The 21,381-nt window shown below is 71.2% G+C and carries 21 protein-coding genes and 1 pseudogene; 14 read left to right on the top strand and 8 right to left on the bottom strand.

Annotated elements, in window-relative coordinates; genetic code table 11:
• The first annotated feature begins 232 nt into the window (after window positions 1-232).
• A complete protein-coding gene (locus tag ADK86_RS39335) occupies window positions 233-943 on the top strand; it encodes a rhomboid-like protein (RefSeq protein WP_053700959.1) in 711 nt (236 codons plus the stop codon).
• Here ADK86_RS39335 and ADK86_RS45560 read toward each other — a convergent pair.
• The 3 genes and pseudogenes from ADK86_RS45560 to ADK86_RS39325 all read right to left on the bottom strand — a co-directional run.
• A pseudogene (locus ADK86_RS45560) lies at window positions 915-1,025 on the bottom strand (DUF397 domain-containing protein); the annotation flags it as partial. The gene ADK86_RS39335 and the pseudogene ADK86_RS45560 overlap by 29 nt on opposite strands.
• A complete protein-coding gene (locus ADK86_RS39330; protein ID WP_053700958.1) occupies window positions 1,022-1,834 on the bottom strand; it encodes a helix-turn-helix domain-containing protein in 813 nt (270 codons plus the stop codon). The gene ADK86_RS39330 and the pseudogene ADK86_RS45560, both read right to left, overlap by 4 nt.
• Before the next feature lie 119 nt (window positions 1,835-1,953).
• On the bottom strand, window positions 1,954-2,616 hold the full coding sequence (locus ADK86_RS39325) for a TetR family transcriptional regulator (protein WP_053700957.1): 663 nt from the start codon (window positions 2,614-2,616) through the stop codon (window positions 1,954-1,956).
• Between the two features lie 59 nt (window positions 2,617-2,675).
• On the opposite strand from ADK86_RS39325, the gene ADK86_RS44070 reads away from it, so the two are divergent.
• Both ADK86_RS44070 and ADK86_RS39315 read left to right on the top strand, forming a co-directional pair.
• Window positions 2,676-2,888 carry a hypothetical protein gene (locus ADK86_RS44070; protein WP_053201883.1) on the top strand — a complete coding sequence of 71 codons (213 nt, stop codon included), beginning with the start codon at window positions 2,676-2,678 and terminating at the stop codon, window positions 2,886-2,888.
• Window positions 2,885-3,247, top strand: coding sequence for a hypothetical protein (locus ADK86_RS39315; RefSeq protein ID WP_053700956.1), 363 nt, complete (start codon window positions 2,885-2,887; stop codon window positions 3,245-3,247). Before ADK86_RS44070 ends, ADK86_RS39315 begins: the two co-directional genes overlap by 4 nt.
• 30 nt (window positions 3,248-3,277) lie before the next feature.
• On the opposite strand, the gene ADK86_RS39310 is transcribed toward ADK86_RS39315, so the two are convergent.
• The gene (locus ADK86_RS39310; protein ID WP_234346337.1) at window positions 3,278-4,537 is read right to left on the bottom strand and encodes a transposase; all 1,260 of its coding nucleotides are present in this window, start codon (window positions 4,535-4,537) and stop codon (window positions 3,278-3,280) included.
• A 294-nt stretch (window positions 4,538-4,831) separates the two neighbouring features.
• On the opposite strand from ADK86_RS39310, the gene ADK86_RS39305 reads away from it, so the two are divergent.
• Window positions 4,832-6,031 carry an FAD-dependent oxidoreductase gene (locus tag ADK86_RS39305; protein WP_053700954.1) on the top strand — a complete coding sequence of 400 codons (1,200 nt, stop codon included), beginning with the start codon at window positions 4,832-4,834 and terminating at the stop codon, window positions 6,029-6,031.
• A 4-nt stretch (window positions 6,032-6,035) separates the two neighbouring features.
• Here the strand turns inward: ADK86_RS39305 and ADK86_RS39300 are convergent, their stop codons facing one another.
• Entirely contained in the window at window positions 6,036-6,974 is a 939-nt protein-coding gene (locus ADK86_RS39300) for a phosphotransferase family protein (RefSeq protein WP_053700953.1), read from the bottom strand.
• Between the two features lie 112 nt (window positions 6,975-7,086).
• Window positions 7,087-7,809: a TetR/AcrR family transcriptional regulator gene (locus ADK86_RS39295; protein ID WP_053700952.1), complete on the bottom strand. Its 723-nt coding sequence runs from the start codon at window positions 7,807-7,809 to the stop codon at window positions 7,087-7,089.
• A 508-nt stretch (window positions 7,810-8,317) separates the two neighbouring features.
• Here ADK86_RS39295 and ADK86_RS39290 point away from each other — a divergent pair.
• A complete protein-coding gene (locus tag ADK86_RS39290) occupies window positions 8,318-9,775 on the top strand; it encodes a transposase (protein WP_053700951.1) in 1,458 nt (485 codons plus the stop codon).
• 145 nt (window positions 9,776-9,920) lie between these two features.
• On the opposite strand, the gene ADK86_RS39285 is transcribed toward ADK86_RS39290, so the two are convergent.
• Complete coding sequence (locus ADK86_RS39285; protein ID WP_053700972.1) at window positions 9,921-11,018, bottom strand: NAD-dependent epimerase/dehydratase family protein; 1,098 nt, start codon at window positions 11,016-11,018, stop codon at window positions 9,921-9,923.
• On the opposite strand from ADK86_RS39285, the gene ADK86_RS45130 reads away from it, so the two are divergent.
• The gene (locus tag ADK86_RS45130; RefSeq protein WP_234346339.1) at window positions 10,990-11,256 is read left to right on the top strand and encodes a hypothetical protein; all 267 of its coding nucleotides are present in this window, start codon (window positions 10,990-10,992) and stop codon (window positions 11,254-11,256) included. The two genes, ADK86_RS39285 and ADK86_RS45130, sit on opposite strands and share 29 nt — an antisense overlap.
• Here the strand turns inward: ADK86_RS45130 and ADK86_RS39280 are convergent.
• Window positions 11,207-11,821, bottom strand: a complete 615-nt coding sequence (locus ADK86_RS39280; protein WP_053700971.1) for a ScbR family autoregulator-binding transcription factor — start codon at window positions 11,819-11,821, stop codon at window positions 11,207-11,209. The two genes, ADK86_RS45130 and ADK86_RS39280, sit on opposite strands and share 50 nt — an antisense overlap.
• 214 nt (window positions 11,822-12,035) lie before the next feature.
• Between ADK86_RS39280 and ADK86_RS39275 the strand changes: the two genes are divergently transcribed.
• The 8 genes from ADK86_RS39275 (at window position 12,036) to ADK86_RS39250 (ending at window position 21,288) form a co-directional block, all read left to right on the top strand.
• On the top strand, window positions 12,036-13,154 hold the full coding sequence (locus ADK86_RS39275; RefSeq protein WP_053700950.1) for a ScbA/BarX family gamma-butyrolactone biosynthesis protein: 1,119 nt from the start codon (window positions 12,036-12,038) through the stop codon (window positions 13,152-13,154).
• Window positions 13,155-13,983: 829 nt separating this feature from the next.
• Window positions 13,984-14,145, top strand: a complete 162-nt coding sequence (locus ADK86_RS44065) for a hypothetical protein (protein WP_199834560.1) — start codon at window positions 13,984-13,986, stop codon at window positions 14,143-14,145.
• A 322-nt stretch (window positions 14,146-14,467) separates the two neighbouring features.
• A complete protein-coding gene (locus ADK86_RS39270; protein ID WP_053700949.1) occupies window positions 14,468-15,796 on the top strand; it encodes a hypothetical protein in 1,329 nt (442 codons plus the stop codon).
• A 127-nt stretch (window positions 15,797-15,923) separates the two neighbouring features.
• Window positions 15,924-16,454 (top strand): hypothetical protein, encoded by a 531-nt coding sequence (locus ADK86_RS39265; protein ID WP_053700948.1) that lies wholly within the window; start codon window positions 15,924-15,926, stop codon window positions 16,452-16,454.
• 49 nt (window positions 16,455-16,503) lie between these two features.
• Complete coding sequence (locus ADK86_RS39260; protein WP_078952566.1) at window positions 16,504-17,946, top strand: MFS transporter; 1,443 nt, start codon at window positions 16,504-16,506, stop codon at window positions 17,944-17,946.
• Between the two features lie 356 nt (window positions 17,947-18,302).
• Window positions 18,303-18,890 (top strand): hypothetical protein, encoded by a 588-nt coding sequence (locus ADK86_RS43600; protein WP_159394067.1) that lies wholly within the window; start codon window positions 18,303-18,305, stop codon window positions 18,888-18,890.
• A 190-nt stretch (window positions 18,891-19,080) separates the two neighbouring features.
• Window positions 19,081-19,683 carry a carbonic anhydrase gene (locus ADK86_RS39255; RefSeq protein ID WP_053700946.1) on the top strand — a complete coding sequence of 201 codons (603 nt, stop codon included), beginning with the start codon at window positions 19,081-19,083 and terminating at the stop codon, window positions 19,681-19,683.
• Window positions 19,684-19,701: 18 nt separating this feature from the next.
• Window positions 19,702-21,288: a SulP family inorganic anion transporter gene (locus tag ADK86_RS39250; RefSeq protein WP_078952565.1), complete on the top strand. Its 1,587-nt coding sequence runs from the start codon at window positions 19,702-19,704 to the stop codon at window positions 21,286-21,288.
• Window positions 21,289-21,381 lie beyond the last annotated feature (93 nt).

Below are 21,381 nucleotides of genomic sequence, written 5' to 3'. Positions count from 1 at the left end.
GTCTCTGCGTCGCGTCGTCGTCGCGTTCCTTCGTATGCGGGCCGCGTATCCGGGGCGGGCCCGGAAGGCGGTGATCCAGTAAGCGGGGAGTGATTCCCCGCTTCAGTCGGACACCCGGTTAAACGGGGAAGGGATCCCCGGTTATTTCGACCCTCTGTGTGTTCTGCGCCACACGCGCCGTACGGACCTCACGCGATACGGCGCACCGCACACCGTGGCGTATACATGCGCCATGAGGGATGCGCTCCGCCCGGCCGCCCCGGCCCGCGCGGTCTGGTCTTACGTACGCAAGGCCCCCGGCACGTTCATCTGGCTCGCGATCCTCTTCGTGACGTCGGTGATCATGCACCACCTGGCGCCCGACACGCTGGACCAGGTCCTGCAACACCGCTCCACCAACATCAACAACCTGTTGCACTCACCCGGCCGGGTCCTCCTCACCAGCGCACTGTGGCTCGCCGGCGGCAGCTGGTTCTTCTACCTCGTCCTCTACAACCTCTTCCACGTCCCGGCCGAACGCTGGCTCGGCACCCGCCGCTGGCTCGCGGTCATGGGCGTCACCCACATCGGCGCCACGTACTTGAGCGAAGGCATCCTCGCCCTCGCCATCCATACGGGCGCGGCGCCGCACTCCGCCGTCGACACGCTGGACGTCGGCGTCAGCTACGCGCTCGCCGGCATCATCGCCGTCCTGACCTACCGCCTCCCCTGGCACCCCCTCCGCTACGTCTACGCAGCAGCCGTCCTCGCCTTCTACGCGATCCCCCTCTTCGACAACCTCACCTTCATCGACATCGGCCACCTGTCCGCTGCGCTGCTGGGCCTGGCGTGCTACCCGATCACGCCGGGCGCTCGCGCGCGTATGCGAGGAAAGCGCCCCAGGCGCCGACGCCGAACGCGAGATGAGGGCCGCGCGGGTCCCCGGAGTCCCGGACGCGAATAGCGCCAGGGGCGGTGGATATCTCGACGCATTCACCACCGGCGGCATCGCTGTAGCTCGACTTGTACCACCTGGCGTCGTTCACAGGTCCCCCATCAACTTCGCGATGAAATCGGTTGAGTCCCTGGGGCTGAGCGCCTGCTGAAGAAGCTTTTCGTACCGCTGGCGCAGGCCGTCGACCTTCTCCGCCTCGGCGTGAATTACGCCGCCTCCGTGCATCTCCACGTAGGCGAGGTGCTCGTGCTGCTCCGTCGACAGCAGAACGAACGGCCCGTGGAGCCCAGGGTTGACCATGTCGCGGTCGAGCAGGACCTGCACGTCCACGTTGCGCTGTTCGCCGACTTCCAGCATGCGGGCCAGTTGCGCCTTGTGCAGCTCGCCTCCTCCGTAAGCAAGCCGCAGCACCCGCTCGCTGATCACGAAGCTGAAGGACACGGTGTCCTTGCTCAGCAGGGCTTGCCTCTCCATGCGCCCCGCTACCCGCCGCTCGATCGTCTCCTCGCCCAGCGGAGGCCAGTGCCCGGTGATCAAGTGCCGCGCGTACGCCTCGGTCTGGAGCAGGCCCGGCACCAGGGAAGCCTGGTAGAAGTAGAGGGCAACCGCGTCGAGCTCGTACAGCATGTAATCCGCCGAGTACGACACGAATTTCTCCGGCTGGAGGTATTCCTCCCCAGCGGTCAGCAACCCTCGCGCGCCGCACAACTGGTCCGCCACCCGGAGCAGGTGAATCGTCGGCTTTCGCCGGCCCTGCTCCATCGACTTCACGTACTCAGCCGCGTAGTCGGCCTCTTTGGCCAACGCCTCCCGGCTCACCTGTGCCTGCGTGCGCCACAGCTTGACCTGATTGCCGCAGTACCGCCATGTCATCGGTGGTTCGGAATTTTCGATCGCCATCGTGTTCGCCTCCCGCTACTCGCGTAGTTACGACACGACAAACGCTAGACCCACCCACTGACAATTGAGCCAAATGACTTACTTACGCCGCCAATTGGTCATCCCCCGCCATTCGGCGATCAGGAAACGGCATCGTGCCAGTGCCGGCGCCCGACGCTGATGAGATGCAGCTGCCTGCGTGCAGTTCGGGCGACCGCCCGCCACCGCTCCGAGTCCACGCCCTCGCCCTCGCCCGCCCCATCGCTCACGTCCAGGAACGCCGAGGCCGTCATCACCAGCCGGTCCACGTACAGCTCCGCCAGCATCCGTACGTCTTCGTCACTCCAACCCTCCGACACGGGCTGGGACTTGAGCGCCGCCGCGACCTCCGTCGCGAAGCGGTCCAGCTCGCCCGCTATCGCCTGCCGCACCGCCCGTACGCCGCCGTGCCGCTCGCGCGCGATGAACCGTACGTGCGCGGGGTGTTCCCGTACGTACCGCTCGACGACCGCGACCGTATGGTCGATCCGCTCCTCCGCGCCGGCCTGCTCCGCGAGGACCGCCCGCACCGTCGCGTGCAGGCTGGCCAACGACTCCTGGACCAGGGCGACTCCGAGTTCACCGAGGTCACGGAAGTGCCGGTAGAAGGCCGTGGGGGCGACGCCGACCGCGCGGGTCACCTCGCGCAACCCCATGCTGCTCAGGCTCTGTTCCTCCAGCAGGCCCAGTGCCGCGTCGAGCAGGGCCTGACGTGTGCGCTGCTTCTGGGCCTGGCGGACGCCGACGGACTCACTGTGACTCATGTCATCCAGTAAACAACCGTTCTCTCAGTTTCTCCACCCCTACACTGGGAACCCAGGTAGTGAGTGAACAACTGTCCTCCGATTCGGAAAGGCAGATCATGCTCTTCCTTGTCGCAGCCCTCCTCCTGCTGGGGATTGTGGTGGGTACCGCGGCACATCTTCCGGTCCCCGTCACGATCATCGCGGCAGTGGCCATCGGTTGCTGGCTGCTCGTCTTCACCATCCGCGAGCGCCGCCACCACACCACCCACACCGAGGGAGCGTCCCGATGACCACCCTCATCGACGACAGCAAGACCGACACCAAGTCCGACACCGGGCCCAACGCCAAGACCGGCACGGCGCCCGACACCAAGCCGTCCGCCGAACCGAGGCCCGCCAAGCGCCCCGCGCCCTACGGCCAGGCCGACGGCATGGCCGTGGCCTCGTTCGTGCTCGGCCTCGTCGGCACCCTGGTCGCCAACGTCATCCTCGGCCCGTGCGCCCTCGTACTCGGAGCGCTGGCCCTGGCACGCCACACCACCCGGCGCGCCCGCGCCATGCTGGGCATGGTCCTCGGTGCCGCCGACCTGATCATTCTGGCGACGCTGGCCACCGCGGACGGCTCCCTGAGCTGGACGTTCGGCGGCTGACCAGCCCGTACCGGCCGATGCGGCTGCCCGTCACCCCACGAGGGTGAGGGGCAGTTCGCCTGCGCGCCGACCGCTCCCGTGCGGCGCATACGCGTACGAAGGGGGCGCGGGCACGCGAGAGCGCTGCGCGTCGCGGGCCGACCGTACGGCATCGAGCGTGGTGAGCGTCTGGACGGCGTACGCGACCGAGGCCAGCGTCATGTGGCGGTGCCAGCCGTCGTACGACCGGCCCTCGAAGTCGCGCAGCCCCGTACGGCCGCCGGTGCGGACGCTGTCGCGGGCCACGCGGGCCGCGGCCCTGGTGAGCAGGTGCAGTTCGGCCGGGGCCTTGCCGGTGGGCGTCGTCAGCCAGAAGTCCGCGCGGTCACCCGTACCGCGCCCGCCGTACGCCTCGGCGTCCTCGTACCGCTGGGCGTAGAGCAGCAGCTCACCGCCGCCTCCGCCGTCGCCGGTCCGCGCGGGGGCGACGCGGGCCAGAACCGCCCGTACTCCGGGAGCGACGTTGTGCACCGGCAGGCCGAGGCGTTCCGGAGCGGCGAGGACGCGCTGCGCGGAGAGGGCGCCGCGGCGGGAGGGCCGGCCGTAACGGTCCACCAGGTGGAGCGGCAGGGAGCCGGGCGTACGGGCCATGACGGGCAGGCCGAGCGGCGCCAGCGCGCTCAGCACGTCGGCGGCATGATGCATCTGGCTGTCCCAGATCATCGGGGGCAGCTCCTCGGTGGCCGGGCAGACAGACCGGCGTGCCAGGGAGAGGACCCGTGCAACGCCCTCGTCACTGAGGGCGAACGGTCCGGAGTCCGGTGACGGCAGGTGCAGGCGCCAGTCGACGGGGGCGACGAGGGCCCGGCCCGCGTACCAGAGTCCGTACGCGAGCTGCCCGTTGACCAGTTGCCCGGTGGCGGGGACGAAGCGGCGGTGGACGCCGACCGAGTTCGTACCGGACTTGGGGATGAGCATCGGGCGGACCACCCAGGAGTGCGGCCGGTCGCGCTGCATCAGATAGTCCGAAAGGGCCTCGCGGACGGCGCGCCAGTTCCACGGGGCGTTGCAGATGAAATGGTGCAGGCGCTGGGCCGCGCCGGCGTCTTCCAGGGTGCGGGCGATGTTACGGATGGACTTGCGGCCGGGGGCGGTGAGCAGCCCGCGTACGTACTGCTCGCCCTTGAGGTGGTGGTCCGCCCTGGTGAAGGACGCGAAAAGGTGTCTGCACAGGTCCTCGATCCACGCCTCCTGGGTGCTGGCCGGCCGCCCGGGGAGAGGCGGCGGAACGGCGGTGCGGACTGCGGGCACGGACAAGGGACTGGCCCCCGGGGAGAAGGTTGGCAGGCGGGCGACAGCCTGACAATAAAGAACGTTCGCTATTTTTCTGGAGCCGGCGAGCGGATCGCGGACTACTTCACAAAGTTCCGGAGCGGCACGAAACCAGGGGCGGTGCGGTCTCGGCCAGGACGCGCCCACCGGGTGGGCTCGGGACCCTACAGGGCCTCATCGGCGGCGCCCGAAGCCCGGCCGTCTGTCGGCCCGTTGTCGGCAGCTGCCGGCCGTTGTCGGCAGTCCGTCAGCGCGGCCCGGCACCTTTCCACCATGACCACTCCCACACACGTCACGATCATCGGCGCCGGTCTCGGCGGCCTCACACTCGCCCGTATCCTGCACGTCAACGGCATACCGGCCACCGTCTACGAGGCGGAGCCCTCCCCCACGGCCCGCCATCAGGGCGGGCTGCTCGACATCCACGACTACAACGGGCAGCTCGCCCTCAAGGCAGCCGGCCTGATGGACGAGTTCCACGGCCTGATCCTGGAGGGCCGTCAGGCGCTGCGCGTCCTCGGCCGGGACGGGACCGTCCTGCTCGACAAGGCGGACGACGGCACGGGCGGACGCCCCGAGGTGCAGCGCGGCGAGTTGCGGCAGGTCCTGCTCGACTCGCTCCCGGCGGGCACCGTCCGCTGGGGGTACAAGGTCAGCCGTACCCGCACCCTCGGCGAGGGCCGCCACGAGGTGACGTTCGCCGACGGCAGCACCGTCGAAACCGCCCTGCTGGTGGGCGCGGACGGCGCCTGGTCGCGGGTCCGACCGCTGCTCTCCACCGCCACCCCCTCGTACACCGGCATGTCGTGCGTCGAGACCTATCTGTTCGACGCCGACACCCGGCATCCGGCCACCGCGAAAGCGGTCGGCGGCGGCATGCTGCTCACGCCCGCGCCGGGCAAGGGCATCCAGGCCCACCGGGAAAGGGGCGACACCCTGCACGCGTACGTGATGCTGGCCAGGCCCCAGGAGTGGTTCGCCGCCATCGACTTCACCGATGCGGCCGCGGCCACCGAGCGGATCGCGGGGGAATTCGACGGGTGGGCACCCGAACTGACCGCGCTGATCACCGAAGCCGACACCGCGCCCGTCCTGCGCACCATGAACACACTGCCGGTCGGACACCGGTGGGGCCGGGCGCCGGGGGTGACCCTGATCGGCGACGCCGCCCACCTCGCGCCCCCGAACGGCGAAGGCGCCAACCTGGCCATGCTCGACGGCGCCGAACTCGGCCGGGCCCTCGCCGCGCACCCCGATGACATCGAGGCCGCGCTCACCGCGTACGAGCAGGCCATGTTCCCGCGCAGCACCGAGGCCGCCACCGAGGGCTCCGGACTTTATGAGTTCATGTTCGGCGACGACGCGCCCCACAGCCTGGTCGCCGCGTTCGCCGAACACGATGAGGCGCAGGGCCAGGCCCCGGGCCGGAACCGAGGCCGGAGCCAGGACCAGGACCAGGGCCAGGATCAGTAGGGGCTCAGTCCTCCAGGCCCCCGGCGAACGGCGTCCCCCGCCACTGCTCAATCGCCGGCTTCAGGGCGTCCGCCAGCATGGGCAGTTGCGGTACGAAGGCGAGGCACGCCACCGCCCGCAGCATCCCCACGGCGTTGACGGCACGCATGGCGCGCTCGTCCAGTTTCCTGAGGCCCAGGCGCCGCGCGGCGCTGTTGTACTCGGCCTCGCACTCGGGGCCGAGGGCCGCCATGTCCCACTCGACCGGCCCGAGTGTGGCCAGTTCGAAGTCGGAGTACAGCGCGCCGCCCGTGGTGGTGACGATGTTGACGGCGGGCGCGTCCCCGTGGACCGGCTGGAAGTCGACGCCGGGGAACGCCGCCTCGAACGCGGCGCGCGAGCTGAAGGAGGGCTCCAGGACGGCCCACTCGCGCCGTGCGCGGTCGAGGTCGGCCGGCTCGATGAGATCGGTGTGCCCTTCGAGGGCGGCGAGCCCGTCGGTGACGAAGCGCGGTTCGGCTGCCGCCAGGAACGGCAGCTCGCCCGGGTAGGCCCGCAGCGCGGCGTGCAGGTCGGCGACCAGGGCCGAGTTCCGTACGTAATCAGGCTCGCTGTTTCCGTCCTGCTCGACGAACTGCCAGAACGTCATGGCGAAACCGTCGCGCTGTACGGGTTCGCGGGGCACGAGCGGGCTCGGCGGCACCACCGGAACCCCGTGTTCCGCGAGCCAGGCCACCACGTCCAGCTCGACCCGCTGACGCGCCGCCTGGCTGTCGGGGGTGGCGTACGGCGGCAGGACGGTCGGCACCCGGACGACCACGGGCGAGGGGGCGAGGTGGACGACGACGGAGAACACGTCGTGGAGGATCTTCGGGTCGGTGACCGTGAGCCCCAGGTCACGGCCCGCGCCGACGGCGGCGGCCAGCGCGCGTGACGTACGGGCGGCAAGCTGGTCAGGCGTCATGAACGCCGGCAATCCTGGCATGCCGGCGATGGTCCCACGCCGGGGGCGCGACCGCGACGGATTTGATCGCTGCGGGAGCCGGAGCGGACGGCGCGGTCGGAGCGGGCGTCCGTCACCGCGCCGCGGCGCCCACCGGGTTCTCGCCGCTCATCGGGTTCTCGCCACTCAGCCGACTTTCGCAGCTCAGTGGGTTCTCGCCGCCCAGTGACGTCTCATCGCCGCCCACCAACAGCGGCGTCCGCGCCCCCAGCAGCAGCCCCCAGACGCGGTCCACGTGCTCCCAGGGCGACAGCCCGGCCGTGGCCCCGCGCGAGACGCCGATACGGGCCGCGAACTCCGCGCCGGTCACCACGGACAGCGCGGTGGCGGTGACCGCTTCCGAAGTCGTCCAGCCGGCGATGTCCGCGCGCGCCCGGTCGACGAGGTCGCCGAGCCATGGCAGCCACATCGCGTACCAGGTGTTGCCGTCGCCCGGGAAATCCCAGGCGAGGCGGGCGGCGGCCCGTACGGTCGGCTCCTCTTCGAGGAGGCGCGCCAGCGTGCGCGTGAAGGTGACGACCCGTCGTAACTCGCCGTGGGCGCCCGGCTTGGGGCACGCGCCCGCCGACAGCAGGGACGCCAGCGCGCTGCGCGTCAGGGCGCAACCGGAATCCCGGACCGCCTCCGCGAGCGCGGCTTTCGAGGCGAAGTGGAAGGTCAGGGCGCCGATCGTGACCTCGGCCGCGGTACTGATACGGGCCAGCGAGGCGCCCGCGTACCCCTTCTCGGCGATCTCGTCGGCGGCCGCCCGCAGCAGGGCCCGGCGCGTCCGCTCAGCTCGGTCCTGTCGCGCCATTGTCCCGCCTCGGTGATCGCCCTCGGTTGCCAGCGCCGTACCGGTGACACCCAACCGCCCATGCTAGAGGCGGGGTTCGGCGGACCGCACGGCGACGGGGGCAGTTGGCGGAGACTTGATCAGTATGGGAACCGAGGGCCCTCAAGGGGGCTCTTGAAGAGTCTTGAAGCGGTTGCGGGTCCGGGCCGGGCCCGATCCGGCGGCGACTGCGAAGCGGAATCCGGGGCGCGGCGCCGGGGAGCTTCCGCGGCGGGTCGCGAGCAGCCCGCGGGCGCGCGTACGGACCGGTCCGGGCTCGCCGCCGGACCCCGCCGCGGCCCCCTCTCCGGACGCTCGCGCACCCCGGTCTCCACAGTCGTCCGAGCGTCGCTCGACAGCCTTCCGCACCGGTTCCGGGTATGCCGGAAACAGCCCCGGACCTCGTGGGCTCGCAAAAAAAAACGATCGTTCTTTATTCTTTGCTGGTCGGCGCCCGATCCACGGGATGACCACGGGAGGGAACGAACACATGACGACAGAAACTGCGCAGCCGGCCACCCGCACCCCCGCACGATCCCTGTCCACCCGCCTCCCTTCCGGCCACCCGCTCGCAGCCGTCGGCGCGACCGACAAATCCGGGGCGCGTGATCGCTCCGGAGTCCCGGCCGACGCCTTCACCGGCGGCACCGGCCGCGCCGTACGGACGGGCCGGGCCACCCGGACCGCCACAACCGGAACCACCGGCCGGACCGCCGGCACCGGCCGAACCGGAAGCGCCCGCCGGAGCAACACGGCCGGCGCCACCGCCGCGTCCCCGGCCGCCACCACCGGTTCCGGCACCGCCTCCGCCGAAGCGCCGGAGTCGTTCGACGCCTTCGCGGACGACCTTTTCGGCCATCTGCCGCGCACCGACCAGCGCCGCTGGGCGCACGCGTACCTGCTGGCGCTGCTGACCACCGAGGGCAAGAAGTCCGTACGCCGGCTGGCCGCCGCGGTGTCCGACTCGCCGACCGCCTCGCAGTCGCTGCACCAGTTCCTCAACGCCAGCCCCTGGGACTGGAACCCCGTACGGCGCGAGATCGCACGCCGGGCGGAGGCGTCCGGCCCGGCCCGGGCGTGGATTCTCGCCCCGGCCGTGCTGCCCAAGCGCGGCGGCCACTCCGTCGGCGTGCACCGCCGCTTCTGCGCCCGCGCCGGACGCACCGTCAGCTGCCAGCTCGCCATGGGCATGTTCCTGCCGGTGGGCGACGCGCCCGCGCCTCCCGCCGCCTCGACGGCGAGCGTCGCCTCGGCCGCCGACTGCGGGGGCAGCGCGGCCGTCTCCGTCGACTGGCGGCTGTTCCTGCCGCCCCAGTGGGCCGGTGACGAGGAGCTGCTGCGCCGCAACCGCATCCCCGCCGCCGAGGCGAACAACCCGCGTCCGATGTGGGTGCACGCCCTCGACCTGGTGGAGGCGCAGGCCGCCCGTACGTGCTCCGCGCCGGCGCCCGTCGTGGCCGACCTGAGCGAGTACTCCGACTCCGTACGGCTCATCGAGGCGCTGGCCCGACAGGGACGCGATTTCGTCATCGCCGTACCCTCCGCCACCACGCTGGCCACCCCGCCCACGCCCGGCATGCCCGGCGACTCCGGCGTACGCCCCCGGCTCCTGCAGACCGCGCCCACGCCCGTACGCATCCCGGGCTCGCACCACACCTACCGCGCCTTCGCGGAGCCGGGACAGAACTCCGCCCGGCCGAACCGGATCTGGCTCACCAACATGGCGCACCGCCGCATGGGGCAGCTCGTCGGTCTGGCCCGGCTGCATCAGCTGCCCGCGGCCACCCTGCGCGCCCTGGAGACGGACTTCGGGCTGCACGACTTCGAGGGCCGCTCGTTTCCGGGGTGGCACCACCACATGACGCTGTCGTCCGCCGCACACGCCTATCGTGCCCTGACGGCGGTGCAGGACGAACAGACGCTGTCCCGAGTGCGGTTCGTTTCCTGACGCCGCTCTCAAGTGGGCCGACGCGCCGGGTCTTCGAGGAGGCTCGGCGCGTCGGCGTGTGCGCCCGGCGCATTGGCGTGTGCGCCCGGAGCGCTCGGGCGTGCGCCCGGTGCGTCTACCGGTGCGTTCACCGGCACGGGTGGGTCTAGGCACGCGTCTGCAGGCGGGCGCGGAGGTGGGCCCGGTACCAGTCCGCCGAGTCCGCGAGGCGTGCGAGCGGCCCGGGGCCCGGGTCGCAGGCCGCCGCCGTCCACACCTCTTCGCTGCGGTACCAGTGGTCGCGGGCGAGAAGAGCGAACTGCCGCTCGCTCACCCGGCCGGGGGTGGCTTCGAGGCGCTGGAGGCAGTCGGCCCAGGAGAGGTCGGGGAGGGTGGCCGGGGCGTCGGGGAAGACATCGTGGGCGAGGAGGGTGTCCATGAGGTCGGCGTTGCTCACGGGGGCGGGGTGGCTGGCGTGGTGGATGCCGGAGACGTTGAGGGTGCCGGAGGTTCCGTACGGGGTGAGAGCCAGCCGTACGAAGAGGCTCGCCAGATCCTCGACCGCCACGGCCGAGAGCAGTCCGCGGCCCCCGTCCCAGCGCGCGGGCACCCGGCCCAGCAGCTCGGCCAGCGCGGGCACCACCCACCGGTCGCCGGCGCCGAGCACCAGTCCCGGGCGCAGCACTGTGCCGCCCGCCGCCAGCACCGGCTGCTCGGCGGCGAGCCGGGTGCGGCTGGCGGCGGAGACCGGGGCGGGCGGGATCTCGTCCACGTCCAGGCCGGAGTGCGGTCCCGCCCCGTACACGGCGGCGGTGGAGAGGTGGACGATACGGCCGACTCCGGCGCGTACGGCCTCGTCGACCAGGGCGGCGGTGCCGCGCACGTTCACCAGCTCACAGTGCTCCTCGTCCCGGCCGATGTCGGAGGCCAGGTGGAGCAGTACGTCGGCGCCCTCGCACAGGCCGCGGAGGGAGGCGGGGTCGGCCAGGTCGGCCCGGGCCCAGTCGAGGCGGGGGTCGGGGGTGAAGTCGGAGGCCGAGGCAAAGGCAGGCTTGCGGGATGCGGCGCGGATATGGAGGGGGCGCGGGGAAGCGGTGGGTTCCGTGTGGGAGGGAGTGGCTTCCATACGGGGGGAGGTGGGTTCCGTACCGGAGGAGGTGGGTTCCGTATCCGGGTGGGGGCTCGGGGAGGAGCCCGGTTCCGTACGCAGGAGCTCTCGCAGGACCGCGGACCCGATGAAGCCGGTCGCTCCGGTGACGACCACGCGCCAGGGGCGGGTCGTCCGCCCGCTACCGGCCGCCGTCTGGGCCTCGCTCACCGTCTTCGCCGTCACGCTCGTGCACTCGCTTCCTGACGTGCTGCTGGAACCGCTCCGTGCCATGGTCTCGTACGCGTCCGCGAGGGCCCGCACCGCCTCCTACGGCAGGCTCTTCGCCGCCGGCTCGCGCGCGCTCACGCCACCGCACGGCGCCTTCGCGCCGCGAACGTCAGCAGCGGCCTGAGGGGCGGGGCGGCGACGCCCGGCAGCAGGTAGCGCCAGAGGGAGACCACACGCTGGTGCAGGTCGGTCCGGCCGGAGGAGATCTGCGAGAAGAGCTGCGTACCGGTGTAGGCACTGACCAGGACCCAGGCCAGCTCGTCCACGTTCACCTCGGGGAGCAGTTCGCCCTTCTCGCGCGCGGCGCGCAGCTGACCGCCGAACTCCTCGGCCCAGGCGCGGTACGCGGAGTCGTCCTGTACCCCGAACTCCCCTTGTTCCACCGCAAGACGGACGCCCGCCCGCAGTTTGGGATTTGTCTGCAATTCCTCGGCCAAATACAGGGTGATGTCGATCAGGCGCTGGAGTCCGTCCTCTCCGGGCGGCAGTTCAAGGCCGCCGCCCTGCTCGACCATCACGGCCTGGGCCAATGCCTCTTTTGACGGAAAGTGGAAGTACATACCACCCTGCGTCACTCCGGCCCGCTTCATGATCTTGCTGATACTGGCGCCGCTGAACCCGAACTCGTCGAACACTTCGGCGGCCGCCCGGAGGATGACCTCACGTGTCCTGACCGCACGCTCCTGCATGGACAGCACCAGCTCCCTCGACAAACAAAACGAATACTATTTATTTTATGAAAGCCGAGGCTCTCACGCCGTGACGGCCGAACCCGCCGCGCAGCGGACCTCGTTGGCCGCCGGCGGCCCGTGCAGGAACGTAGCGGACCGGCCTGAGCGCCCCGGCGGACCACAACGGGCCGCAAGGACCGGACCTGCAGACACTCCTCAGGGGGATACCCGCATGAGCACCACCGGCCAGCTTCCGAAGTTTCCCGCACCTGCTGCCGCCGGCCCTTCCCCGCGCACGCTGACCACCACCGTGCCCAAGGAGTATGTGCACAAGACGGCATTGTCCGAAGTTCTGCTCACCAGTTGGCAGGAGACGGCCCCGGACGTCCACACCGTGACCGCGGAATGGCCGCGGGCCCATACGTTCTACTCCTCCAGAAATCAGCTGCACGACCCGCTTCTGCTCATCGAGACGATCCGGCAGACCATTCCGCTGCTCTCACATCTCGCTTACAACGTGCCGTTCGGACACCAACTCATCTGGGACCACTTCACTTATTCGCTGGACCCTGACGTACTGCGTACCGAGACTGCCCCCACCGAGATCGAACTACGCATCGCCTGCTCCGACATCAAACGCCGTAAGGACACACTGAGTGCATTGACCATGGATGTCGAGGCCACCCGGAACGGTGTCCGCCTCGGTACCGCGGTCGCACGTTTCACCAGCCACGCACCGGCCATCTACCGCCGGCTGCGCGGTGAATACGGCGATGCCCGGGAAGCGATGGCCCGCGCGGTACCGCTGCCGCCGCCGGTCGCGCCGCACAGGGTGGCCCGCGCGCACTTCGAGAGCGTCATGCTCTCGCCCACGGACACCCGCAACCGCTGGCAGCTCCGTACGGACACCACCCACCCGGTCATCTTCGACCACCCCGTCGACCACGCCCCCGGCATGCTGCTGCTGGAGGCCGCCCACCAGGCGGTCCACGCGGCGCTCCACCCGATGGAGGTCATACCCGTCGGACTGAGCACCGTCTTCTCACGGTACGCGGAATTGGACGCACCGTGCTGGATAGAGGCGACGGTACTCGGCCGCCCGGAGGCGGGGGCGGGAAAGATGACGAAGTCGGGATCGGAAGCAGGGGCGGAGGCGGTGACGGAGGCCGCGGCGGAAGCAGTGTTCGGCGTTGCGGATTCGGGGGGCGAAGTTCCGGCCGGGGATACGCCGCCGACCGATGGCTCCGGCCTCATCGATACGCGCGTCACCGCGTATCAGAACGGGGAGGAGCTGTTCTCCGCGAGGGTTACCGCGCGGCCGTTGGCGAGTGTGACGGGCGGGGATTCGTAAGGGGATCGCCGGAGGGTCGCCGGGGCATCGGTTGGGGTTCGGCCGGGGGTTCGGTTGGGGTTCGCAGGGGGCCCGGCGGGGAATTCCGGTGGCGGGTCGGGGGGCGGAGCCGCGCCGGGGTTGTACGGAGTTGCCGGGGTGAATGAGCGGGGATTGACCGGCGGCTGATTGGCGGTTGACCGGCGGCCAGCCGGTCACCGCTCGGCGTATGTCCGGCGATTGTCCGGTGGTTGTGCGGGGATTCGCGAGGGATGCGCGAGGGATTCGCGTACGGGCCGAGGTTGCGGTGAGGCCCGTGCCGATGGCCCTTCCGGCGAAGGCTCCGGCGGGACTTCCTGCGGTATCGGCAAGGCATGGAGTGTTGTTCGCGGGGAGGGCTGACGCAGCCCTCCCCGCCGCGTTCGGGGCGGGCCCGGAGCGCTCCCCGGCAGGCCCACATTGGCCGTCATCCCGACGCGACTTCGGGAAATCCACCGTTCGTTCACCGCGCGTCCACGTGGCCGCAAACCGGCCACCCGATTGCGTTCCGGCCAATGGCCGAGTTGTCATGCCCATGCTGTACCAATCGGCCGCCCCATCCTTCCTCTTGGCGCCCGTTTCCAGCCAATAACGGTCACTACCAGCCACAAACCCCGGTCAAAGCATGGCCACAAACGGAAGGATCAAGCCAAACCATCCCTTCATGCCCGTGTTTTAGCCAACACGGCGTGGCAAGCCTTTGACGATCACTTGGTCTGTCTTTTACGTTCTAGAGAGCGGCACCCGCGCGGCTCGCGTGGCTGATCATCGCCGTTTTCCACCATCCCCTGCCTGCGGAGGCTCGACGGACATGGAACAGCTGATCAAGAAGATGGCCCAGGACGGCGTCTGGCGTGAGTGGGTCGCCCTGAACTCGCCGCGCGAAGCCGGGAAGGACGGCTGCATCAGCGCCACGAAGTCCGGCTGCATCAGCGCGACCACGGCCGTGCCCAAGACGGGATGTATTTCCTGACCGGGCGCTGAGCCCTCCCGGCGGGGAGCCGACCGGCGGCCGCACACCACGGCCGGCTCCCCGCCACTTCACGCCCGTAGGACAGCCGTCGGCGCGACGGCTTTCGCCACAACGGCCTTCGGTACGCACAAAGGCCGCCGGTACAACAGACGCCCGCGCGACGGACGCCCGAACCACAGACACCCGGACCACAGGCGCCCGAACAACAGGCGCCCGATTCACCGAACGTTCCCGGCACGACGCAGGTCCCGCACCCCGCTTCCCGTACGCCGCGACACCGATCACTCCCCGTCCGCCATACAAGACAGACCTGAGGGTGAGCATGGATGGCCAGCCGAGCCGGTCGGGACAACCGACCGCCGACATCGTGAACCGGATAAGGGACATACCCATCTACCGCGCGTCGATAGAACGGGGACATTTCCCCATACTCGACAAACCGGAGATCGCCCGGGGTTTTCCGGACAATTGGATGACCCCGGCACTGGCCGCGGCGCTCGACGCCGGCAAGGCCGAGTTCGTGCTCTCCACGGGCACCAACCACGCCCGTATGCAGATCATCCGGCCGCCGTACTTCCTGCTGAACTCCTATTACCGGCTGTGGAGCGAGCACCCGGATATCGCCGGCACCTGGCACGCGGGCTGCCAACGTGTGTCCCTGACGACCGTGTTGGCGACGGAACACGTGGCGCGCGTCAACGCGAAGAAGCGCGGACAGGCCGCGCCCGCGCCCGTACCCGGCCTGGAAGACCGACGGCTCGACGACCGCACCTTCTACGTCAACCTCGCGCTCGACCCGGCCCATTGGGACCGCGCGGACGTAGAACGGATGCTCGCCGAGATCCGTACGGCCCAGCAGGCGCACCCGGACGGCCGCTACCACCTCGACTGCTCCGGCTACCACCTGGCGCACCTCGTGCGGAAGGTCACCGACTGGGGCCTGTGGGACCGTTTCCCGAAGCCGGCGAGCATCGTGCACGCCTACGAGTACACGCCGGTCAACGTACGGCGCTACCTGTACGAGCACTTCGACTGCCCGGTCATCGACCTGTTCGGCAGCACCGAACTGGGCTACCTCTACTACAGCGACCGCGACGGCCGGTACCACCCCTACCTGGACAAGATGAGCGTCGAGCTGGTCCCGGTGGCTCCTGACAGCGGCATCTTCAGCATGATCGTGTCGAGCGTCCGCAACCCGTACATGCCGTTGATCCGCTACCGGTCCGGCGACTGCGCGCGCACGCTGGACGGCACACCGGACCCGACGAAGATCGTCCGATTCTGCGGCCGCGAGAAGGAGTTGCTCACCTCGGCACACGGCCGGGGGCCGGTCGCGCAGGGCGACCTGGACGACTGCGTGAGCGGCGCGTCGTCCCGGGTGTTCGTCCATCAGCTGCGGGTGGCCGGGGACGCTCAGGACGGGGCTGGGCTCGGCGAGGCCGAGCTGCGGTACACGACGTTCGACGGCGCCCCTCTGGACGCGTCGGAGGCGGCGGCGCTGAGCGCCGGAGTGGAACGGCTGACCGGCCTGGCGTGCCGGGTCGAGCACCGCGCCCACATCCCGATCGGGAAGTCGGGGAAGTACGCGTGGCTCGACCGGGGGACGGGCGGGGCGGACGGGCCGGGCGGGCCGGGCTTAGCGGGTAGGTGAGTCCACCCGTCGCCGTAGGGCCGTACGCGATACGCGAGATCCGCGCGATACGCGAGGCACGCGAGGCACGCGAGATCCGCGCGATACACGCGGTAGCTGCGACACACGCAAAGACCACGGGAGAACCATGACCACGCACCCGCAGGAACAAAAGCCCCGTATCACCCCCGACGATCTCGTCACCCTGCTCGGCGACCGCCTGCACGCCGAGGTGGTGGAGCACTTCCTGGCGCTGAGCGGCGGCGCGGAACCCGCGTACGTAGAGCGGCAGGTCACCGAATGCCTGCGGTACCTCTACCTCGTCTCCCGGCACCGCGAGCAGCTGAGCGGTCTCTTCCTGCCCGTCGAGCAGGACATCGACGAGATCTGGCACTACCTCATCCTCCAGACGCGCGAATACCGGCAGTTCTGCGAGGAACGGCTGCCGGGCCGGTTCTTCATCGAGCACCGCAGCATCGGCTACGAGGACTACCAGCAGGAACCCGGCCGCGAGCAGGCGATCGAGGAAGCCCTGCGCTGGATACCGCTGTACGTGCGGGAGTTCGGCCCCTTCGACGAGGGCGCGCTGCCGCACTGGACGATCGTGCGCTTCCTGCACGACCAGCTGAACATGTCGCTGCGGGACATCGCGGCCCTTCAGCCCGCCGGCGCGCCCTGAGGGCGCTTCCGGGGCAGCCCGCCCCTCCCCACCACGAGGACACGGACCCATGAGCGCTCGGCCCGGCGAACCGGCCCCCCACGCCACACCACCCCATGGCCCGCACCCCGCTTCGCACGAAAACACGCCCCCGGAGGCGCCCGAGCCCCCCGAGCAGCGGCGCGTACTGACCGTGCTCGCCCTCTCCCAGACGCTCAGCGGCGCGGGACTGGCCGCGGGCATCACGGTGGGTGCGCTGCTGGCCGAGGAGATGCTCGGCTCGACGGGGCTGGCCGGCCTGCCCGCGGCCCTGTTCACGGGCGGTGCCGCGCTCGGTGCGGTGGGGATCGGCCGCGTCTGCCAGCGCTGGGGACGGCGCCCGGGGCTCACCCTGGGGTACGCCACGGCCGGTCTCGGCAGCCTCGGCGTCGTCGTCGCGGCCGCCGTCGGCTCCGTATGGCTGCTGTTCCTGTCCCTCCTCGTATACGGGGCGGGTACGGCGACGACCCTGATGGCCCGGTACGCGGGCGCCGACCTGGCCTCGCCCGCGCGGCGTGGGCGCGCGGTGAGCCTCGTGCTGTTCGCCACGACACTCGGCGCGGTGGTCGGCCCGAACCTGGTCGGCGTCATGGGCGACGTCGCGCACGGCTTGGGCGTACCGCGCCTGGCCGGACCGTTCCTGCTGGCGGTGGTCGCGTACGCGGCCGCGGCGGTGGTGCTGGGCGCGTTCCTGCGCCCTGATCCCCTGCGGCTGGCGCGGGCCCGTGCGGCAGAGGCGGAGTGCAGGGGTGAGCTGGAGAGGGAGGCGCAGGGGCAGTCGAAGGACGAGGCGGCGGCCGGGTCGGAAGCGGCCGGCGCCGCCGAGCCGGCGAACCTCCGCGGCATCGTCTCCGGCGCCGCCGTCATGACCCTCACCCAGCTGGTCATGATCGCGATCATGACGATGACGCCCGTCCACATGCGGGCGCACGGCCACGCGACCGAGACCGCCGGGCTTGTCATAGCCCTGCACGTGGCGGCGATGTACCTGCCGTCGCCGCTGACCGGCCTCCTCGTGGACCGGATCGGCCGGCAGCGGGTCGCGGCGGCCTCCGGCATCGTGCTGCTCGCCGCAGGTCTGCTGGCCGCGCTGGCGCCCGCGCACTCCGTACCGGCGCTGGCCACCGCACTCGTACTGCTCGGCGTCGGCTGGAACTTCGGCCTGGTCAGCGGCACCGCCATCGTCACCGACGCCGTACCGCTGGCCACCCGCGCCTCGACGCAGGGCCTGGTCGACGTGGGGATCGCCATCGCGGGCGCTACGGGCGGCATGGCGTCGGGGCTGGTCGTGGCCTCGGGCGGGTACTCGGCACTGGGGCTCGGCGGCGGGGTGGTGGCGCTCGGTCTGGTACCGCTGCTGGCGCTGGCCAGGCGGTCGAAGGGCGAGGCCCGTACGACGGCTGCCGGCGCCTCGGGCTCTGCCGCCGTTGCTGTCGCGCCTGCTGCTCCCGCGGCTCCCGGGGAGCGGGCATGAATGGTCGGCGCTCCGGGGGAGCGGAAGTGATCGGCCGGCGCTCGGGGGAAGCGAACGTAAACCGTCAGCGCCCCCGGGGAACGGACGCGAACGGCCAGCGCTCCAGCGGGGCAGACGCGAACGGTGCGACCGGCAGCCGCAATCGCCGCTCCTGGTTCTCCCGCCCGCTCTCCACCCGCCCCGACACGGCCGGTCACCCTGCCCACTACACGGCCGCCAACCGGCCGCACAGCCCGCCGGGCGCGGGGGCGGAACGTACGCCGCCCCGTCGCAGCCCGGCCCTCACGGTAGCGCGCGCCGCATCCCGTACGCCGGTACGCACGCCAATTGCCCCCGGGCGCGAAGCGCGAGCCCGTATGCGCACCGCCCCGTCCCGGCAGCCCCATAGGGGCGCACTCGGCACCCGGCGGTACGGAAGCCAGCAGCACGAGCCCCAGGCGCACGGCTACCAGCCCCACCAAGGCTCCCTCCGTCCGCTCACCCTCCTCGGCGTCCTCGCCGTGGTTCTGACCCTGCTCTTCTCAGGCACGGCAGCGGCCAAGGGCGGCAAGACCCCGCTCCTCCCGGCCGCCGGCACCGCACCGGCCCAGGCGCCCACCCCCACCCCTGCGGCTCTTCCAGGTACACACGGGACACCCACCGAGCTGTCCCCGACGACCAAGCCCCGTACCACGGGCATCCAGTACCGGCGCGACAACGAGCGCGACGCCGGGCGGGAGAAGGAAAAGGACCGCAACCACGCGCGCCGCTGCACGCGGACCGCACAGGGCGCGCCGTGCCCGTATCGCCGCCCGACACCGCCGTACCTCCGTACGGCCCGGTCCTACCCGGCCGGCGCCCTGTCGCCCGCGCACCTCTGCACAACCGCCGCACTCACCTCATCAAGACCAGGCGTCTCCACTCGTCCCGCCCTGCACTGTCTGCACTGCGTGTTCCGCTGCTGAGGGATACCGCCGGGGCTTCCTGCTCCGCACCAGTCGAACGGGTTCTGCCATGCCCTCAGTGGCGCCGCACAGCGCCACGGCGCTTCGCACCGCTGCCGCACGGCCGCAAACGGCTGCGCAGCGTCACACAGCGCTCGCCGGCGCCCCATGGCACTGCACCACGTAACCGACCAGCAGGAGACATTCCCTCGTGGAAACCTTCATCGAACACGCCCGCTCCTTCAACGCCCGCATCGCGGCCGTACACGAGGAGCGCGAGACCTACCAGCGGCTCGCCGACGGCCAGTCGCCGCTCGCCCTGTTCATCACCTGCTCCGACTCACGGATCATCCCGTCCCTGATCACCGGAGCCCTCCCGGGCGAGCTCTTCGAACTCCGTACGGCGGGCAACGCCGTACCTCCGCACCGACCGGGCATGCCGGCCAGCGCGGAGGCCGCGACGATCGAGTACGCGATGCGGGTACTGCGCGTCGCGGACATCGTGGTGTGCGGCCACTCGCACTGCGGGGCGGTCGGCGCCATGGCGCGCCGCGAGGACCTCGCGAGCGCCCCCGACGTACGCGCCTGGCTGACCGAGCAGGTCTCCGGCGAGCTGCCCAGGGACGAGGCGCCGACGGTGGCGACCGCGGTCCAGCAGCACGTCACCGAACAGCTGGCGCGACTGCGCGAGTACCCGTGCGTACGCGAGCGCGTCGACGCGGGCGAGGTGAGCCTGCACGGCTGGTACTACGAGGTCCACACCGGCCTCGTCTCGGCGCACTGCCCCACCACCGAAACCTTCCTCCCCCTCTGACGGCGAAGGCACTCCCCCATGACACCGAAAACGACCGCGGGCGCGACCACGGACCCCCGTCCCGCCGCCGAGTCCTCCGACACTTCCGCACCATCCACCCCAATAACCCCATCCGTCTCCCCCTCCCCCACCTCCCGCTGGCCCTTCCTCCGGGCGGACTTCACCGCCTCCATCGTCGTCTTCCTGGTGGCCCTGCCGCTGTGCGTCGGCGTGGCCGTCGCCTCCGGCGTCCCCGCCGAACTCGGCCTCATCACGGGCATCGTCGGCGGCCTGCTCACCGGCTTCCTGCCGGGCAGCAGCCTCCAGGTCAGCGGCCCGGCCGCCGGACTGACCGTCCTCGTCTACGAGGCGGTGCAGCAATTCGGGCTGAGCGCGCTGGGGGCGATCGTCCTCGTGGCGGGCCTCCTCCAGGTCGCCATGGGCGCACTGCGCCTCGGCAGCTGGTTCCGCGCGATCTCCGTGGCCGTCGTCCAGGGCATGCTCGCGGGCATCGGCCTCGTACTGATCGCCGGCCAGCTGTACGCGCTCACCGACACCAAGGCGCCCGGCAGCGGCCTCGCCAACCTCGGCGGCCTGCCGGGCCTGGTCACCGGCACCGCCGGGTCGGGCGGGGCGCTGACCGCGTTCGCCGTCGGCGCGGGCACCATCGCCGTACTGGTGCTCTGGCCGCGCTGGAAGCGGGCGGCCCGCGTCCTGCCGGCCCCCCTCGCGGCCGTGGCGCTGGCCACGCTCGCCGTCTTCGCTCTCGACCTGCCCATAGCCAGGGTCGAGGTGACGGGCCTGCTCTCGTCCGTCCAGCCGCCCGGCGGCTCGGACTTCGCCCAGCTCGCGAGCGTCGGCGCGATCGGCACCGTGCTGGCCTTCGCGCTGATCGCGTCCGCCGAGTCGCTGTTCAGCGCGGCGGCCGTGGACCGGCTGCACGACGGGCCCCGTACGCAGTACGACAAGGAGCTGATGGCCCAGGGCGCGGGCAATACGGTCTGCGGCATCCTGGGCGCCCTGCCGATGACCGCGGTGATCGTCCGCAGCTCCGCGAACGTCCACGCCGGAGCCCGTACGAAGGCGTCCCGCGTGCTGCACGGCGCATGGCTGCTGATCTTCGCGGCGGCGTTCCCTGCGGCGCTGGGCGTCATCCCGGTGGCGGCGCTGGCCGGCGTACTGGTCCACGCGGGCTGGAAGCTCCTCCCGCTGCGCGACTTCGCCCCGCTCTGGCGTGAGCACCGGGGCGAGGCCGTCATCCTCGCGGCGACCGCCATCGCGATCGTCGTGACCAACATGTTCGAGGGCGTACTGATCGGCCTCCTCCTGGCCATCGCCAAGACGGCCTGGGAGACCTCCCACGTCCACCTGGAGATCACCGGCCTGGACGCCCCGTCCACCGACCCCATCCAGGTACGCGCCCTCGGCAACGCCACCTTCCTCCGCCTCCCCAAACTCCTCGACCAACTGGAGTCCCTCCCCCACAACCGCCCCATAACCCTCGACCTAACCGGCCTACGCCACCTCGACCACGCCTGCGCCACAGCCCTGACCAGCTGGGAAACCCAACGCAGCAAGACCACGACGAACTCCCCGACCCCGGACAATCCGGCGCATGCGCCTTAAGGGGACTGTGCACGGCGCCTCGTGATCACAGGGCGTCCACTCCCCTCCGGGCCCCGAAGGCCACCCACGGCCTCCGGGGCCCGGCCCGGGGGG

This window comes from Streptomyces sp. NRRL F-5755 (genome assembly GCF_001279365.1).
Classification (GTDB): domain Bacteria; phylum Actinomycetota; class Actinomycetes; order Streptomycetales; family Streptomycetaceae; genus Streptomyces; species Streptomyces rimosus.
This window is presented reverse-complemented; position numbering and strand designations above follow the sequence as displayed.

Bases quoted from the DNA above. Each gene is read 5' to 3' on its own strand.
- ADK86_RS39335 (WP_053700959.1), top strand. From the start codon at position 233: ATGAGGGATGCGCTCCGCCCGGCCGCCCCGGCCCGCGCGGTCTGGTCT.
- ADK86_RS39330 (WP_053700958.1), bottom strand. From the start codon at position 1,834: ATGGCGATCGAAAATTCCGAACCACCGATGACATGGCGGTACTGCGGC.
- ADK86_RS39325 (WP_053700957.1), bottom strand. From the start codon at position 2,616: ATGAGTCACAGTGAGTCCGTCGGCGTCCGCCAGGCCCAGAAGCAGCGC.
- ADK86_RS39315 (WP_053700956.1), top strand. From the start codon at position 2,885: ATGACCACCCTCATCGACGACAGCAAGACCGACACCAAGTCCGACACC.
- ADK86_RS39305 (WP_053700954.1), top strand. From the start codon at position 4,832: ATGACCACTCCCACACACGTCACGATCATCGGCGCCGGTCTCGGCGGC.
- ADK86_RS39300 (WP_053700953.1), bottom strand. From the start codon at position 6,974: ATGACGCCTGACCAGCTTGCCGCCCGTACGTCACGCGCGCTGGCCGCC.
- ADK86_RS39295 (WP_053700952.1), bottom strand. From the start codon at position 7,809: ATGGCGCGACAGGACCGAGCTGAGCGGACGCGCCGGGCCCTGCTGCGG.
- ADK86_RS39290 (WP_053700951.1), top strand. From the start codon at position 8,318: ATGACGACAGAAACTGCGCAGCCGGCCACCCGCACCCCCGCACGATCC.
- ADK86_RS45130 (WP_234346339.1), top strand. From the start codon at position 10,990: ATGAAGCCGGTCGCTCCGGTGACGACCACGCGCCAGGGGCGGGTCGTC.
- ADK86_RS39280 (WP_053700971.1), bottom strand. From the start codon at position 11,821: ATGCAGGAGCGTGCGGTCAGGACACGTGAGGTCATCCTCCGGGCGGCC.
- ADK86_RS39275 (WP_053700950.1), top strand. From the start codon at position 12,036: ATGAGCACCACCGGCCAGCTTCCGAAGTTTCCCGCACCTGCTGCCGCC.
- ADK86_RS44065 (WP_199834560.1), top strand. From the start codon at position 13,984: ATGGAACAGCTGATCAAGAAGATGGCCCAGGACGGCGTCTGGCGTGAG.
- ADK86_RS39270 (WP_053700949.1), top strand. From the start codon at position 14,468: ATGGATGGCCAGCCGAGCCGGTCGGGACAACCGACCGCCGACATCGTG.
- ADK86_RS39265 (WP_053700948.1), top strand. From the start codon at position 15,924: ATGACCACGCACCCGCAGGAACAAAAGCCCCGTATCACCCCCGACGAT.
- ADK86_RS39260 (WP_078952566.1), top strand. From the start codon at position 16,504: ATGAGCGCTCGGCCCGGCGAACCGGCCCCCCACGCCACACCACCCCAT.
- ADK86_RS43600 (WP_159394067.1), top strand. From the start codon at position 18,303: ATGCGCACCGCCCCGTCCCGGCAGCCCCATAGGGGCGCACTCGGCACC.
- ADK86_RS39250 (WP_078952565.1), top strand. From the start codon at position 19,702: ATGACACCGAAAACGACCGCGGGCGCGACCACGGACCCCCGTCCCGCC.